The sequence below is a fragment of the Pseudomonas sp. S37 genome, from assembly GCF_016658545.1.
Taxonomy (GTDB): Bacteria; Pseudomonadota; Gammaproteobacteria; order Pseudomonadales; family Pseudomonadaceae; genus Aquipseudomonas.
Genome location: NZ_JACVZC010000060.1, coordinates 20,154 through 34,928, shown reverse-complemented (window position 1 = coordinate 34,928; position 14,775 = coordinate 20,154). Strand labels below are relative to the sequence as shown.

The window sequence follows — 14,775 nt, the reverse complement described above, 5'->3', positions numbered from 1 at the left end:
TACCTGTAGGAGCGGCTTCAGCCGCGAACACCGGCAAAGCCGGTGCCATCCCCACCATCATTCCACCCCGCCACCATCCCGATTGAACCCCCACCATTTCCCCACAGTCCACCCTACAGGCCCACCTTCCCGAGGCCCCAGAGGAGACTCCCATGAAAGGTACCGCGCTTTCGGCCCTGTTCGCGGCCGCTACCCTGCTGGCTTCGCCGGTGTTCGCCGCTGAAGACCTGTGCACCATCAACCTGCAGAAGATCGACAACAGCATGGCCACCGCCGGCGCCACCTCAGAGGGCCTGGACAAAGCCATCACCGAGCACGTCGACAAAGCCAAGGCTGCCCAGGCCTCGGGCGACACCAAGGAATGCATCGCCATCACCAGCAAAGTGCTGGAGCGCCTGGAAAAAACCGAGAAAGGCAGTGGTACCGGCAGCGGCGGCGCATGAGCCAATGCGCGGGCGACAGGACCGGCTGTCGACGTCGCCCGCACAATGGCGTATACTCCGCCTCACGTGCCGTAAGGTGCGTTAGCCAAGAGCTAGTGTGGGGCCGATTAGGATTCGACGCCGGTAGCGAAACTCTAGGTGCATGCCGAGTTGGTAACAGAACTCGTAAATCCACTGTTGCAACTTTTATAGTTGCCAATGACGATAAATACGGCGTGGAGTACGAAATGGCCGCGTAAGCGGTCACTTTGACCCATTGCTTCTGGTAGCTTCGGCTCCAGCAATCACTAGGGGATGCCTGTAAACCCGAACTGATTGTCATATAGAACAGGATCGTCGCGTAGCACGTTGTGGGCGAAGTGACTAAAACTTACACAACTCATCCAAAGCACCCTGCCCGTCGGGCGGCTGCGGATTAAATCAGTAGACACGGCTAAGCATGTAGTACCGACAGCGGAGTACTGGCGGACGGGGGTTCAAATCCCCCCGGCTCCACCAAATCCAAAAAAGAAGACGCCCTAGGGCGTCTTTTTTTGTGTCTGAAATTTGCCAGAGGCGAGGCTAGAAAATCAGATTTAACCCCTTCCGCGTAGGACGTTTCCCAAAGATACTCTCAGCGCCTGTTTTCCGTTGCGGTCACTGTTTCAGGGTTTTAGGCTCGGTGGGTCGTTGCTTTTCAACGACCGGGTTTAGCCGCCTGAAATCGTCGGACACCGCAGCAGTGCAATACCGAGCAATCGGCATTGGCGCCTTACGGCGGCTGTGCGTGGGGCACCTTCGGGTGCGCCGGGTGCCTGACGTCCCGGTCGGCTAACCCGCGTACAGCTGCCACCTAACTGTTTAGCCGCGGTTGGTGGTTGCTCCACTACGACAGGAGCCACACCATGTTGAAGATAGTCCCCGATCCCCCCCTACCTCTCCACTCCCTTGAAGACACCATCATGCTGGCCTCGGAGTACGCGCTCTGTGCAGAAGCCGTCCGACTCGCAGCCAATCCATTGAGCACTACCGGGGAAACTGACCAATGACGATCGAAGACAGCCAATGCACAGTAGGTAAAACCATCTTCTTCCAAGGAGAAAACCAGACCCACCCCCTGTTTCGCATCGAACCCGGCATCCCGTGCCAGAACGCTCGCGAGCAAGCCTCTGAATTGATGGGCTATGCACGTGACCTGACCATCGACGGCCTGATGGAAGACAAACCGAAGCTGATCTGGGCGGCGCATTACCTGTGCGCTTTGGGTAAGGCCCTGCTGGACGATGCAGAGCTCGGCATGATGCGTTGAATTTCACAGGGAAATGTCCCAAGGCAACTTGACCGTGAGTGCAGGTTGCCTTGATTACAACTTATGAGCACGATCGGGTTGAGGCCGATCCACAACACCGGATTGGCCAGCATACTCCTCCATAAGGAATAATGCCCAAGCTACCCGACCTACCCCCGTGCCACCTAGAGACGCGCCATGACCCTTGCCGATCTTCAGCAAATCCTTGCCCGCGGTGAGGACAGCCGCCATCAGTTCAAGCGCGACTTCAACAATGTCGATGCTCTGGCAAGCGAGTTGGTGGCGTTTGCCAATACGGCCGGAGGTTGCTTGCTGATTGGCGTAGAGGACTCCGGTACGGTGAGCGGGTTGAGCAGTGCAGATATTGCGCGGCTCAATCAGTTGCTCTCCAACGCAGCCTCTCAGAATGTCCGCCCGGCGATCAATCCCTTGTCCATTAACGTTCAAACCGAACAAGGCCTGGTCATGGTGGTGACCATCGAACAAGGGCTGAATAAACCCTACGTCGACAGCCAGGGCCGGATTTGGGTGAAGAATGGTGCGGACAAACGTCGGGTCACCGCCCGTGAAGAACTGCAGCGTTTGTTCCAACAGGCCGGGCTGGTTTGCGCCGATGCGGTACCTGTGGCAGGCAGCAGCGTTGCAGATATCGACGCCAAGGCGCTTGGCGAATACTTCCAACGCCGCTTTCGGCAAAGCCCCGAGCAGACCGGTTTAGAAACCGTGCGCGTCCTGGAAAATCTCGGCCTTGCCAGTGGTGGCATACCCAACTTGGCTGGTTTGTTGCTGTTCGGCAAAGCCCCACAACGGCTACGTCCTGCGTTCGACATCAAAGCGGTGGCATTTCCGGGTACAGTACTGCATGACCGTCAGTACCTCGACAGCGAAGACATCGACGGCAACCTGCAGGAGCAATACCGACGCGGCTTAGCCTTCATCAAGCGTAACCTGCACCATGTGCAGGGCCGGCAAGGCTTCAACACTCTCGGCCAGTTGGAAGTGCCGGAGGAAGTGTTCGAAGAACTGCTAGTCAATGCGCTGATCCACCGAGACTACTTTGTCAGCGCCTCAATCCGGATAATGATTTTCGCCGATCGCATAGAACTGATAAGCCCCGGACACCTGCCGGACGTGCTCGATACCGACAAAATTCGATTCGGCCTATCCAACCGCCGCAACCCCACGCTTACCTCTCACGCTGTACACATCCTCCCCTATCGCGGTTTGGGCACCGGTATTCCGCGCGCTATCGATGCTTGGCCAATGATCCGGCTGGAGGACGACCGGCAGAGCAATCAGTTCAAGGTCGTGATTCAGCGCTTGGTTGAAAAAGGGCCTCTGCCGGGACCAAGTGGGGACTTGGCAGGGACTAAGTCGGGATCAAGCAGGGACCAGGCAGGGACTAAGTCGGGACCAGGTAGGGACCAGGTAAGGGCAAAATCCGCTGTCGAAGAACCAGTCGGTATTTACCTGTCTTTGCATCAAGAGCAGATAACGCTGCTGTTAAAGATGAAAAACGATCACTCTGCAGCAGAGCTAATGGCCTTCGTCGGGCGCAGCAACCGCAGCAAGTTTCGCGATCAGGTTTTGTCCCCATTGTTGAAGCTTGGCCTGGTCGAGATGACCATTCCAGAAAAGCCTAGCAGTAGCAAACAACGCTATCGCCTGACTGCGGCCGGCAGAGCACTAAACGCTGAACAAAGATCCTCAGACGACTGAGCCTGAACAACCACTACTTTGTGCCAGCTCAATCTAGCGCTGTGCGCAGTTCGCCACAGGTGTTGCGCTATAACATGGTGTGGCTCCATGCGATGCTTGGAACGGGCACATCATGGCGCAACCTGATCTTTCCGCAGCGGAACATACAGCGTAGGTCTAGAAGGCCGCGTGATTATTGTGAGTGCAGGCACTGCGGTGGATGGCGCGGGCTTCTCCCGTGCCACCCCTCCCCCGCCTTACCAGCTATAACTCAACTTGGCCGTAACCTCACGCCCCGGGTTGTAGTAGTTCGCCGTCCCCGACCCCACCACATGCTGCTCGTCAAACAGGTTGCTGACATTCAGCGCAAGATCGGTGCCCTTGGCAATCTTGTAGTTCAGCGCTGCGTCAAACAGCGTGGTGCCGTCGCTTTTCTTGGTGTTGGCGGCATCCATGTAGTAGCCCCCCACGTAGCGGGCACCCAGGCCAACGCTCACATCGGTGTCGGGGATGTCGTAGTAGCTCCACAGCGAGGCCGTATGCTTCGGCGCCACGGTGAATTCCTTGCCCTTGAGCGAGCTGCCGTCCCACAGCGCACCGCGCAGCACCTCAGTCTCCATGTAGGAATAGGCACCGATCAGGCTGATGTTTTGCGTGACTTGCGCCTTGGCTTCCAGGTCCAGGCCGCGTGCACGCGACTCGCCCACCGTTTGCTGTTCGATGATGCCGCTCGGCAGCACCACGGCGATGGTGACGTTTTCCTGGGTCAGGTCATACACGGCGGCAGAGAACAGCGCATCCATGCCGATGGGCGAGTACTTCACCCCCACTTCGTACTGCCTGCCGGTCTGCGGGGTAACGCCGACCTGCGGAGGCGAAACCGACTCCACCATGCTCACGTAGGTGGACACTTCATCGTTGACGATGTAGGTCAGCGCGCCACGGTACGAGGTCTCAGAGAAGTTGTCGGTTTGCTTGTTTACCCCGCCGACGTACTCCGTGCTGGACAGGTCCATGGAGTCATTTCGCACACCCGCCGTTGCGATCACGCGGTCATAGAACGACAGGTTCTGCTGCAGGAACACGGCCTTGGTGGTGGCGTCGTTCTTCTTACGGGTGTACGGCGTAACGCCACCGGGAACACCGGTGAACACCGGGTTGGCGATGTCGATGGAAGGTGCCGTGCTGTACACCGAACTTTGCCGGGTGGTCGAGTCGAGATACTCCACACCCACCAGGGTGCTGCTGTCGATGTGCTCGAACTGGGCATCGTACTGCAGCATCAGGTTGCCGTTGAGCTGGTCGGCATCGCTGTCGGTGCCAAACACGTAGCGCGGTATGGTGGTGCCGACCCGCGAAGCGCTGTCGCTCAGGTACACATAGCCAAAGTCATCGCTCAGCTCGCTGTAGCGCAGGTTGCCACGCAGCGTAAAGCCGTTGTCGAAATCGTGGGTGATGTTGCCGCTGAGGCTGGTGCGCTCGACATCGTGGAAGTTGTAGCCGGGCTCGCCGTAGAAATCTTTGCGGTCGTATTCCTTGTCCAGCGGGTAGCCACCGCTGTTGGGCGAACTGTTGGTCTTCAGGTAGTCGAGGATCACCGTGGCCGAGGTAAAGTCGGTAGGCGCCCAGGTCAGGCCGCCCATCACGAAGCGGTTGTCGTCCTGCGAGTGGTCGTACTCGCGGTCGCTGTTCTGCATCTTGGCCGTGAAGCGGCCGGCCAGGGTTTGCTCATCATTCAGGGCATCGCCCACATCGATACCGGTCTCGGCATGATCATAGGAGCCATAGGTCACGTAGCCTTGCCCGAACTTTTCGAAGCGCGGCTGCTTGGTCACGAAGTTCACCGAGCCACCCGGGTCTGCCGGGCCGAACAGGGTGGAGTTGGCGCCGCGCAGAATCTCGATGCGCTCGTAGGCATACGGGTCTTCGCGCACACCGCGCATCGAGCTCAAGGTCAGGCCATCACGGTAGGTAGTGGCCTGGAAGCCGCGGATCTGAAAGTAGTCGTTGCGGTCGTCCGAGCCATAGAAGTCGCTGACCACGCCAGGGCTGTACTGCAGCGCCTCTTCGGTGGTGCTGACGCTGCGCTGCTCCATTTCCTTGCGGGTTACCACCGACACCGAGGCAGGCGTGTTGAGGATGCTGGTCGCCACCTTGCCACCGACCCACAACTCCTTGGCGACCACCGAGTTCAGGTCGTCGTCGGCGCTGGCCTTGACCTTGGCATTGATGATGACCGGCGCCAGCCGATAGTCCTCGGTCGCGCCCAGCTCCAGCGGGCCGGCTGGCTTTGGTTGCGGCACCACCAGGTAAGCACTCGGGCCTTGCTGCTCAGCCTGAAGCTCGGTCCCCTGCAACAACGACGAGAGTGCAGCCGAGGTCCCCAGCGTACCCTGCACGCCCGCCGTGTTGCGGTTGGCTACGCTCTGTGCGTCGAAAGACAGGCTGATGCCCGCCTGGCGTGCAAAGTAGTCAAGCGCCGGGGCCAGTGGGCCACCAGGAATGTCCCAGTGCCGGACCTGGGTGTTTTGCTCAGCGGTAGCCGCTTGCGCAAGCACAGGCAGCGCACAGCTGCCGACAACCAGGCCCAGGAAAGCTGCGTGCACGGCACGGCTCAATGGATGGCGCTGTAAAACCGGGGTAAAACTCATTATCTCGCTCCGTAGAGAGGGTCGGCGGGCTGGCCTGTATTCCGGCCTTCTCTACAAGCCGAACGAGAATGAGAAAACACCTCATTTATTTTCAGAAATTTTTACGCTGCCAGACTCAGTGTGCGTTGGCACTGGCGCCATTCAATTGCAGGATGTGCTGCTGGATTGCATCACTTGCGGTGTCGAAGAACCCGCAGCAGAACGCATCGCCCTGCTCCTGCAAGGGTGAGTCTTGCAAAGCATCGGCCGCGGCCTCCGCCGCTACCCCCCCGGCCGTCTCAGCGAGATCGGAAATATTACGCGTACGAAGGGCGGGGTCAGCCAACGGCTGCAGATGATAGAAGGCGATCAAGCCCGGGATGCCGTTCTTGTTCAAACTTTTCGTCAACCGGCTTTTCACTGCGGCCAGGCTATCGTCGATCAGACTGCGATCGATACCGCGCTTTTGCGTATACGCTTCAAGCGCTGTCAATGCAGCCCCCAGTAAATCGTCAAGGGTATAACCTGCCATCGGGGGCAAAACGTTCGGGGTAAGTTTGAACGGCGTGCTTACGTGATCCGAGTATTGCTCACGCAGTAGTACCGCTTTTTTCCCCATCAGCTCTTCAGGTTTGATCAGCGTCTCATCATTCAGCTTTACGATATGATCATGTATGCCCCAGGCCGCCTTGTCGGTGAACGCATTAACCAGATCTTCGCCCTCGTTCATCAGCGGCGAGCCCTGCAACGATTCGAACGCCGACTGTGCGGCAAAACCGCCCAACTGCAGCGCCATGCTGCTGATGTTGCGCGCGCGCGTGTCCGGGTGTTCATACGGCGTCTGATACCAGGTGGAAATCTGGTACTCGACGCCCATCCGTTGCAGGTCGGCCCATAAGTGAGTGACCAGCGCAATGCTGGTTTCACGAATGAATCCGGGGTCGGCATGCAGCGCTTCAAGGAAGGCTTCAACGGGCGTGTTCACCACTTCGAGCAGGTCTTCATGGGTATACCCAGGCATCGGCGGGAAGACGCCGTCTGGTAGCTCGATATCTTGCGGGGATGCGCCATTGGCGTTGGAAGGATCGTGCATCAGAAACTCCATTTTCCAGAACAACATTAAATACTATTAAAACGACATCACTGAGAATGCCGTTTGAATGTTGGCTGGAAATACTATCCATCGGTGTTATCAAGTGCAAAAAATGCGTTTCTCATCAACCCTGGCCCAGCCTGTTGTCATCGCATCACACCATGCAACGATCGCTCATTGCCGACACTACGCCGAGCGCCGGCCAACAGCCTCCTGCTGAAGCAACGGGCGAGACAGCATCACGCCGACAACAATGGCAAACAGCAGCGCTGCAAAACCGGCAGCTTGCAAGACGGCTTCGAAACCACCGATGAACGCCTGGCGGGCCAAGGGCGCTACTGCTTCTCGAAGGCCAGGGTCGAGCATGGCCAATGCCGCTGGCAGGTCACCTGCTGCAACCCGTGTGGCCATCGCTGCCACCTGATCGGAATGCCCCGGCGCCACCACTGCCATGGCTTCTTGCAGCAGTTGCCCGCTTCTCGCAGCCAGCACGCCCCCCAGCACACCAATGGCCAGCACGATCGCACCGAACCGCGTGGTGGTACTCAGGCCCGAAGCCATGCCGGTGCGCTCACGCGGCACACAGGCCATGATGTTTTTCTGCGTGTCGCCGTTGAGCAGCCCGGCGCCAGCGCCCAGCACCAGGCTGGCCAGCGCGAACGCGCCGTACCCGCCGTGGCGGGTAGCCCAGGCACACAGCAGGTTGCCCGCGCCCACCAGCACCAGGCCCAAGGCAAACACCTGCGCAGGGCTCCAGTGGGTGGCCAGGCGCATCCCCACCCGTGGTGTCAGCAACATGGCTACGGCAAATGGCAGCATGCCGGCCCCGGCGGCCAGGGCTGACAGTTGCAAGCCGTTCTGCAAGTACAACGGCAACAACGTCATCATCACCTGGGCACAGGCCGCATAGGCGAACATACCCAGCAAGGCCCCCACGAAACGCCCGCTGCGCATCAGCTGCAGGTCGATCATGGGCCGCTCCTGGCTGCGCTCGACCATGATGAACAGGCCGAACAGGAAGGCGCTGATCACCAGCCGACCAAGGGTTTGCGCACTGCCCCAGCCCACCTGATTGGCATCGATCATCGCCCAGATCAGGTAGCCCAGGCTACCTGCGAAGGTCAGGCTGCCCCATGGGTCGAGCCGCGCTGCAGCACTGTCGCGGGACTCCTCGATGCTGCCCATGACCATGATTGCCAGCAGCGCCACCAGCGGCAGGTTGATGTAGAAGATCCAGCGCCAGCCCAAGGTGCTGGCAATCACTCCGCCGAGCAGTGGCGCGAAGGTGATGGTGGCGCCCATGCAGGCGCCCCAGAAAGCCCAGGCACGCATGCGCTCCTGTGGCTGGTGGAAACGGTTGCCGATCGCGGCCAGGGCCGAAGTCAGCAGCAAGGCTGCACCAACGCCCTTGGCTGCCCTGGCGAGGTCGAGGAACAGCAGGCTGGGCGCCGCACCGCAGGCCAGCGAAGCGAGGCCGAACAGCACCAGGCCAAGCAGCAGCATGCGCCGCCGGCCAAAGCGGTCAGCCAGGCTGCCGGCAGGTAGCAGGCAAGCGGCAAAGGCCAGCAGGTAGGCGCTGACCACCCATTCGATATCGGCGAACGAGCCGGACAGGTCACGGGCAATGCTGGGCAGGCTGACCGCGACAATGTTGGTGTCGAGGATGATCAGGGCGCAGACCAGCGAGGCGGTGAGCAGGGTGAAACGGGCAGCGGGCATGGTGGGGCTCCAGGGGCTGGGCTGGTTGGCTTGAGGGGCGGTTGTCTGCCTGTGAAATTGCCGGGGCTGCGTTGCAGCCCTATCGCGACACGAGGCCGCTCCCACAGGGACCGCGGCGCCTCGAGGGTTGTGCAGTACCTGTGGGCGATGGGCTGCAAAGCAGCCCCGGCAATCTCCCAGGCAATCTTTGCCCCCAAGCCATCAGCCTTGTAGTGTGGGCCTCACCATAACGCCGCCAGCCGCACGCCTTGTTAGCCCTGGTGGCCTGCGTCATTACCCTGCAGGTAACACCCATGGAAATCCGCCATTTCCGCTACTTCCTCTGCGTCGCCCGCCACGGCCATTTCACCCGGGCTGCCGAGCAACTGGGCATCGCCCCGCCCACCCTCAGCCGGCAGATCCAGGACATGGAGCGCGAGCTGGGTGTTCGCCTGTTCGAACGCAACCAGCGCGAGGTCAACCTCACCGCCGCCGGCCAGGCCCTGCTGATCGAGGCCGAACAGGCCGTGCGCCAGTTCGACGCCGCGCAACTGGGCGCGCAGCGCGCTTCACGGGGCGAAAGCGGGCGAATAGAACTGGGCTACGTGGCCTCCGCCGCCTACTCGGGCATGCTCCAGCAGCAAGTCAGCCAGTACAGCCAAACCTGCCCCGGCGTGCGCCTGAACATCCGCGAACTGCCCATGGCCGAGCTGCCCGGCATGGTCCGCGATGGTTTGCTTGACCTGGCCTACGTACGCTCGCCGATGGAACTGCCGGAAGAACTCGCGGCCACCGCCTTGCACCAGGAAGGCTTCGTCCTCGCCCTGCCTGCCAGCTCGCGTATCAACGAAGTGCCACAAATCCCGGCCTCGCGCCTGGCCAATGAAACCTTCATCCTGCCCGAGCAGATCTCCGGCACGCTGGAGGTAGCAGCACAAGGCGGCTTCGTCCCGCGCCTGGGCCCGCAGCCCGGCAGCCTGGTGGCCGTGGTTACCCTGGTGTCACTCGGCCAGGGCATTGCAGTGGTGCCAGAATCGGTAGTGCAACGTATCAGCCTGCCGCAGGTGAACTACCGGCGGATCGTCGACTGCCAGGCCAGTTCGTGGCTGAGCCTGATTCACCGGCGCTTCGAGAAAGCGCCGGCGGTGATGAGGTATATCGAGATGATGAAGGGCTGACCGGCCAAATTAGTCGCACCGATGGTGCGACTTTTCAGCCGCCCTGAAAAGACAAAGGGCACCCATCCACAGGTGCCCTCTGCCCTACCGCCAGGTGAACTCAATCACCCCATCGTACGCGCCCCCACCGGTTGCGCATGGCCCCGCGAAGTCACGATCCCCAGGAAGGAAATCACGATCGCCAGGCCCAATGTCGAACTCACTTCCGCCCGGTGCTCAGGCGTGTACATCATCACCGCCAGCGCCCCGGCAATGAAGATGATCACCGCCCAGGTCAGGTACGGGAACAGCCACATGCGGAACTTCAGCTCGGTGTTCTCCCGCTCCAGGCGGCGGCGCATGCGCAGCTGCGAAATGGCGATGACCATGTACACCAGCAAGGCGATGGCGCCAGAGCTGGCCAGCAGGAACTCGAACACGCCCTTCGGCGCGAAGTAGTTGAGGATGGCGATGGCCGCACCGATCAGGGTGCTGCCGAACACCGCCGCACGCGGCACGCCTACCTTGGAGGTCTTGTTGAGGAAGGCCGGGGCGTCACCGCGCTTGGCCAGCGAGTACATCATCCGCGAGGCGATGTAGATCGACGAGTTCATGCAGCTGGTCACGGCCACCAGCACCACCAGGTCGACCATGAATGCGGCGTTGGGGATGTTCATGATCTCCAGCGCACGCTGGTAAGAGCCTACCACCGCCAGTTGCGGGTCGTTCCACGGCACCACCGAGATGATCACGAAGATCGACAGGATGTAGAAGGTGCTGATCCGCCAGATCACCGAGCGGGTGGCCTTGGCGATGTTGCGCGAAGGGTCGCTGGACTCGGACGCGGCAATGGTTACTGCCTCGGTACCGATGAAGCTGAACATGACGGTGATGAACGCGCCGACTACTGCCGACCAGCCCTTCGGTGCAAAGCCGCCGTATTCGGCGATCAGCCCACTCAGGCCGCTGACCTCACGGTTGGGCAGCCAGCCCATCAGCGCGGCAAAGCCCAGGCCGATGAAACCGAGAATGGCGGTGACCTTGAGGATGGCGAACCAGAATTCGAACTCGCCGTACTTGGCCACGCTGAACAGGTTGGTACCGGCCAGCAGCAGCACCGAGGCCAGGGCGAAGATCCAGCTGGGGATATCGGGGAACCAGGCGTTGAGCACATGCCCTGCCGCCAGCGCCTCGATCGGGATCACCAGCACCCAGAACCACCAGTACAACCAGCCGATGGTGTACCCGGCCCAGCGCCCGATGGCCTGGTCGGCGTAGGTGGAAAATGATCCGGTGTCAGGGTGTGCCACGGCCATTTCGCCGAGCATGCGCATGACCAGTACCACCAGGGTGCCGGCCACGAAATAGGAAATTATGGTTGCTGGCCCGGCCGCCGCGATGGCGTGACCGGAGCCTACGAAAAGTCCGGCGCCGATGATACCGGCGATGGACAGCATCGTTACATGACGTGGCTTGAAACCTTGTGCAAGGTTGCCATCAGATCCCACGGTGTTCATTGATGTTGTTCTCTTTTTGCTGACACAAGGATGGGGGCAGGCGTAGGCGAAAATATCTCCTTTGAAATCAATAAGTCGACAGGTTGCTGGTGCTCTGTTGTTGATCTTTGCTGCGCATCACAGCGCAACGTGCCGGTGCGGTTCGGGGTTCATTTAAGCCCCGCATGGCGGTGGGAAATTACACGAGAACGCCCCGGAACTGTTCGATCACGACAGGGCATTTCCATTAGCGCCAGATGTCGCGAATGGCATGCCCGATCACGCCATCGGGCCATTTGGTGCTTTTGTTTTTCATTTGGATGTGTGTTGCCAGGCCCGGCCCTTTCGCGGCTAAAGCCGCTCCTACAGAAACCCCACACCCTGTAGGAGCGGCTTTAGCCGCGAAAGGGCCGGCACAGATAAACCCGCTTGATAACCCCCACCTATCTCACCATCCGATCAAACGATTGGCACCGTCCTTCAGCCCTGGTGAACCATCGGCGCCATGCAGCCAACCAGTGCCGCATGCCAAACCCAAGGAGAAGAGAATGGCCAAGATTGTGTGTGTGCTCTACGAAGACCCGGTCACCGGCTACCCGCAAAGCTATGCCCGCGACGACCTGCCGGTGCTGGAGCGCTACCCGGACGGGCAGACCCTGCCGACGCCCAAGGCGATCGACTTCAAGCCCGGCGAACTGCTTGGCAGCGTCGGTGGCGAACTGGGCCTGCGCAAGTACCTGGAAAGCAACGGCCACCAACTGGTCGTCACCTCCAGCAAGGACGGCGCCGACAGCATGCTGGACCGCGAACTGCATGATGCCGAGATCGTCATTTCGCAGCCGTTCTGGCCGGCCTACATGACCGCCGAACGCATCGCCAAGGCGCCCAAGCTGAAGATGATCGTCACCGCCGGCATCGGCTCGGACCACACCGACCTGCAGGCCGCCATGGACCGTGGCATTACCGTGGCCGAAGTCACCTACTGCAACAGCCACAGCGTGGCCGAACATGTACTGATGATGATCCTCGGCCTGGTCCGCAACTACATCCCGTCCTACAACTGGGTGGTCAAGGGCGGCTGGAATATCGCCGACTGCGTGGCCCGTGCCTACGACCTGGAGGGCATGAATGTGGGCACCGTGGCCGCCGGGCGCATTGGCCTGCGGGTACTGCGCCTGCTCAAGCCATTCGACGTCAAGCTGCACTACATGGACCGCCACCGCCTGCCGGAAAGCGTCGAGCGCGAGCTGAACCTGACCTACCACAGCAACCTCGAAAGCCTGGCCAAGGTCTGCGACGTGGTCACCCTGAACTGCCCGCTGCACCCGGAAACCGAGCACATGATCAATGCCGACACGCTGAAGTACTTCAAGCGTGGCGCGTACCTGATCAACACCGCACGCGGCAAGCTGTGCGACCGCAATGCCATCGCCGGGGCACTGGAAAGCGGCCAGTTGGCCGGCTACGCCGGTGACGTGTGGTTCCCGCAACCGGCCCCGGCCGACCACCCATGGCGGCACATGCCACACCACGGCATGACCCCGCACATCTCCGGCACCACCCTGTCGGCGCAAGCACGCTATGCCGCGGGCACCCGGGAAATCCTCGAGTGCTACTTCGACAACCGGCCGATCCGCGACGAATACCTGATCGTCCAGGGTGGCGAACTGGCCGGTGTTGGCGCGCACTCCTACAGCGCCGGCAATGCCACCGGCGGCTCGGAAGAAGCCGCGCGCTTCAAGCGTTGAGCCATGACTGCCTCGACAACAGTCAGCAGCAGCCTGATCCGGCGCCGTACAGCAGTCATCCTGCTGGCCGGCCTCGGCTCGCTCACCGCCCTGGGTGCGCTCGGCGCCCTCGCCCAGTTCAGTGGTAACGCTTGGGTGATGGGGTCGTTCGGTGCATCCTGCGTGTTGCTGTTCGGCTTCCCTGATGTGCCGTTCTCACGGCCACGCAACCTGGTCGGCGGGCACCTGCTGTCGACCACGGTGGGTTTGCTGGTGCTGCATTACGGCGGATCAGAGTGGTACTTCATGGCCCTGGCCGGTGCCCTGGCGTTGATGCTGATGCTGGCCACCGACACCGTGCACCCGCCAGCGGGCAGCAACCCGGTGATCATCTTCCTGGCGCAGCCGGGGTGGGATTTCCTGGTGATGCCGACCTTGGCGGGGGTAATGGTGTTGATGGTGATCAGCCAGGTCTGGCGCAGGGCTGGCAGGTTCCGGTAAGCCTGTTCCGGCCTCTTCGCGGGCAAGCCCGCTCCCACAGGGACAGCGCAAGCCTCTGACCTTGCGCTGTATCTGTGGGAGCGGGCTTGCCCGCGAAGAGGCCAGAACACCCCGCACACATTTCAAGGCAACACCCGATCCGCCCACCCCTGCAGGTCCAGGCTCTCCAGCTCCCGCAAGGCCGCCGAAAGCAAGGGGCTGCGCACCGCCTCATCACGTACCAGCAAGCCGATATCCCGGCTCAACTCCGGCACCAGCACCCGCGCCGCCAGCGGCCCGTCCGCCTGGCACAACACGCTATGCGGCAAGATGCTGAACAACCCGGCCTGCCGCACATGGGCACACAACGCCGTCAACGAATCGGTCTCCACCCGCGGCTCGATCGCCAACCCCTGGCGCTGGAACATCGCGTCGATCCCCTGCCGGCACTGCATCTTCGCCGCCAACAGGCATAACGGCAGCTGTGCCGCAGCCTCCCAACTCACCGGCTCGCTACTGTCGAAGCTGCCCTGCGCTGCCGCTACCAACACATAACGCTCGCGGAACACCGTACGCACCGAGCAGGCTGCCAGTGGCTGGTCGTCCAGGTAACTCAGCCCAAGGTCCAGCTCAAAGGCGTCAAGCTTGCGCTGGATCTCCTGCGCAGACAGCGTCTGGATCTCATGGCGCATGCGCGGAAAGCGCGCCAGGCAGCGCTGGGTCAGCAGCGGTGCCAACGGCAGGGCCGCCGGAATTACCCCCATGCGCAAGTGGCCCACCGGGTCGTCCTCGTCGGCGCGGGCATCCTGACGCAAGCCTTCGCAATCAGCCAATACCCGCCTGGCCCAGGCCAGCACACGCTCGCCATCCTGGGTAAAACCCTCGAAGCGCCGGCCGCGCTGGACGATGACGATACCCAGTTCTGCTTCGATGCTGCGAATGGCACCGGACAATGCCGGTTGCGACACATGGCAGGCCTGGGCAGCGCGGCCGAAGTGTTTTTCCCGGGCCAGGGCGACCAGGTAGTTGAGCTGGCGGATGAACATGGCAGCAAGGGCTCCTGCC

Annotated in this window: 11 protein-coding genes and 1 other RNA gene; 7 read left to right on the top strand and 5 right to left on the bottom strand. The window is 61.2% G+C overall.

The window, feature by feature from the left end; translation table 11 throughout:
• The first annotated feature begins 152 nt into the window (after positions 1 to 152).
• From IAE39_RS18065 to IAE39_RS18050, 4 genes are all read left to right on the top strand, one after another.
• Positions 153 to 443: a hypothetical protein gene (locus IAE39_RS18065; RefSeq protein ID WP_201205027.1), complete on the top strand. Its 291-nt coding sequence runs from the start codon at positions 153 to 155 to the stop codon at positions 441 to 443.
• Positions 444 to 542: 99 nt separating this feature from the next.
• Positions 543 to 941: a transfer-messenger RNA gene (ssrA, locus tag IAE39_RS18060) on the top strand.
• A gap of 526 nt (positions 942 to 1,467) precedes the next feature.
• Positions 1,468 to 1,731, top strand: coding sequence for a DUF3077 domain-containing protein (locus IAE39_RS18055; protein WP_201205023.1), 264 nt, complete (start codon positions 1,468 to 1,470; stop codon positions 1,729 to 1,731).
• A gap of 177 nt (positions 1,732 to 1,908) precedes the next feature.
• Positions 1,909 to 3,450 carry an RNA-binding domain-containing protein gene (locus IAE39_RS18050; protein ID WP_201205021.1) on the top strand — a complete coding sequence of 514 codons (1,542 nt, stop codon included), beginning with the start codon at positions 1,909 to 1,911 and terminating at the stop codon, positions 3,448 to 3,450.
• Between the two features lie 236 nt (positions 3,451 to 3,686).
• Here IAE39_RS18050 and IAE39_RS18045 read toward each other — a convergent pair whose 3' ends face one another.
• The 3 genes from IAE39_RS18045 to IAE39_RS18035 form a co-directional block, all read right to left on the bottom strand.
• A complete protein-coding gene (locus IAE39_RS18045) occupies positions 3,687 to 6,080 on the bottom strand; it encodes a TonB-dependent siderophore receptor (protein ID WP_201205019.1) in 2,394 nt (797 codons plus the stop codon).
• A 115-nt stretch (positions 6,081 to 6,195) separates the two neighbouring features.
• Positions 6,196 to 7,152 (bottom strand): hypothetical protein, encoded by a 957-nt coding sequence (locus tag IAE39_RS18040; protein ID WP_201205017.1) that lies wholly within the window; start codon positions 7,150 to 7,152, stop codon positions 6,196 to 6,198.
• Positions 7,153 to 7,338: 186 nt separating this feature from the next.
• Positions 7,339 to 8,871: an MFS transporter gene (locus IAE39_RS18035; protein WP_201205015.1), complete on the bottom strand. Its 1,533-nt coding sequence runs from the start codon at positions 8,869 to 8,871 to the stop codon at positions 7,339 to 7,341.
• A gap of 293 nt (positions 8,872 to 9,164) precedes the next feature.
• Here IAE39_RS18035 and IAE39_RS18030 point away from each other — a divergent pair, with 293 nt between their 5' ends.
• The gene (locus IAE39_RS18030; protein WP_201205013.1) at positions 9,165 to 10,028 is read left to right on the top strand and encodes a LysR family transcriptional regulator; all 864 of its coding nucleotides are present in this window, start codon (positions 9,165 to 9,167) and stop codon (positions 10,026 to 10,028) included.
• A 104-nt stretch (positions 10,029 to 10,132) separates the two neighbouring features.
• Here the strand turns inward: IAE39_RS18030 and gabP are convergent, their stop codons facing one another.
• The gene (gene gabP / locus IAE39_RS18025; RefSeq protein ID WP_201205011.1) at positions 10,133 to 11,524 is read right to left on the bottom strand and encodes a GABA permease; all 1,392 of its coding nucleotides are present in this window, start codon (positions 11,522 to 11,524) and stop codon (positions 10,133 to 10,135) included.
• Between the two features lie 527 nt (positions 11,525 to 12,051).
• Between gabP and IAE39_RS18020 the strand changes: the two genes are divergently transcribed.
• Both IAE39_RS18020 and IAE39_RS18015 read left to right on the top strand, forming a co-directional pair.
• On the top strand, positions 12,052 to 13,251 hold the full coding sequence (locus IAE39_RS18020) for an NAD-dependent formate dehydrogenase (protein WP_201205009.1): 1,200 nt from the start codon (positions 12,052 to 12,054) through the stop codon (positions 13,249 to 13,251).
• A 3-nt stretch (positions 13,252 to 13,254) separates the two neighbouring features.
• Positions 13,255 to 13,731 carry an HPP family protein gene (locus IAE39_RS18015; protein WP_201205007.1) on the top strand — a complete coding sequence of 159 codons (477 nt, stop codon included), beginning with the start codon at positions 13,255 to 13,257 and terminating at the stop codon, positions 13,729 to 13,731.
• Positions 13,732 to 13,853: 122 nt separating this feature from the next.
• Here the strand turns inward: IAE39_RS18015 and IAE39_RS18010 are convergent, their stop codons facing one another.
• Positions 13,854 to 14,756 carry a LysR family transcriptional regulator gene (locus tag IAE39_RS18010; protein WP_201205005.1) on the bottom strand — a complete coding sequence of 301 codons (903 nt, stop codon included), beginning with the start codon at positions 14,754 to 14,756 and terminating at the stop codon, positions 13,854 to 13,856.
• Positions 14,757 to 14,775 lie beyond the last annotated feature (19 nt).

Excerpts from the sequence above, each read along its gene's own strand:
- IAE39_RS18065 (WP_201205027.1), top strand. The coding sequence starts at position 153 with ATGAAAGGTACCGCGCTTTCGGCCCTGTTCGCGGCCGCTACCCTGCTG.
- IAE39_RS18055 (WP_201205023.1), top strand. The coding sequence starts at position 1,468 with ATGACGATCGAAGACAGCCAATGCACAGTAGGTAAAACCATCTTCTTC.
- IAE39_RS18050 (WP_201205021.1), top strand. The coding sequence starts at position 1,909 with ATGACCCTTGCCGATCTTCAGCAAATCCTTGCCCGCGGTGAGGACAGC.
- IAE39_RS18045 (WP_201205019.1), bottom strand. The coding sequence starts at position 6,080 with ATGAGTTTTACCCCGGTTTTACAGCGCCATCCATTGAGCCGTGCCGTG.
- IAE39_RS18040 (WP_201205017.1), bottom strand. The coding sequence starts at position 7,152 with ATGCACGATCCTTCCAACGCCAATGGCGCATCCCCGCAAGATATCGAG.
- IAE39_RS18035 (WP_201205015.1), bottom strand. The coding sequence starts at position 8,871 with ATGCCCGCTGCCCGTTTCACCCTGCTCACCGCCTCGCTGGTCTGCGCC.
- IAE39_RS18030 (WP_201205013.1), top strand. The coding sequence starts at position 9,165 with ATGGAAATCCGCCATTTCCGCTACTTCCTCTGCGTCGCCCGCCACGGC.
- gabP (WP_201205011.1), bottom strand. The coding sequence starts at position 11,524 with ATGAACACCGTGGGATCTGATGGCAACCTTGCACAAGGTTTCAAGCCA.
- IAE39_RS18020 (WP_201205009.1), top strand. The coding sequence starts at position 12,052 with ATGGCCAAGATTGTGTGTGTGCTCTACGAAGACCCGGTCACCGGCTAC.
- IAE39_RS18015 (WP_201205007.1), top strand. The coding sequence starts at position 13,255 with ATGACTGCCTCGACAACAGTCAGCAGCAGCCTGATCCGGCGCCGTACA.
- IAE39_RS18010 (WP_201205005.1), bottom strand. The coding sequence starts at position 14,756 with ATGTTCATCCGCCAGCTCAACTACCTGGTCGCCCTGGCCCGGGAAAAA.